Origin of the sequence: Acinetobacter sp. LMB-5 (assembly GCF_001541635.1) — a bacterium.
Classification (GTDB): domain Bacteria; phylum Pseudomonadota; class Gammaproteobacteria; order Pseudomonadales; family Moraxellaceae; genus Acinetobacter; species Acinetobacter pittii.
In genome coordinates, this window is record NZ_LRDR01000135.1 from 1 (window position 1) to 308 (window position 308).

Genomic DNA, 308 nt, shown 5'->3' on the forward strand with positions numbered 1-308 from the left:
ACTTGTTAGCCGGCTCTGGGCGAACGACCAGTGGGCGCAGATCTTGTTGGATTTCTCCGCCTCGATACCACCTTCGATAAGTTCTTAGGTCGATTTCCGTTTCCAAGCATGCATTCGGCAGACGACTGCCGTTGTCGACCGCTTCATGTATAAGACTTATCAGTTCTTGCCTTTCACTGGTTGGCGTTAATCGGCCTCGTCCTCTTCCCCGTAAAAGGCTCTCAGCTTTTTTCGCAGAACTAATAGCGCACTGGTTTCGGCTAAGGCTTTCTCTTTGTATCGAAGCTCTTTTTTCAGAGCTTTGATCT

General features: G+C 49.0%; 1 pseudogene. It reads right to left on the reverse strand.

Going from position 1 to position 308, the window contains the following annotated elements:
• Positions 1 to 308, reverse strand: a pseudogene (locus AW165_RS20210) (IS3 family transposase); the annotation flags it as partial.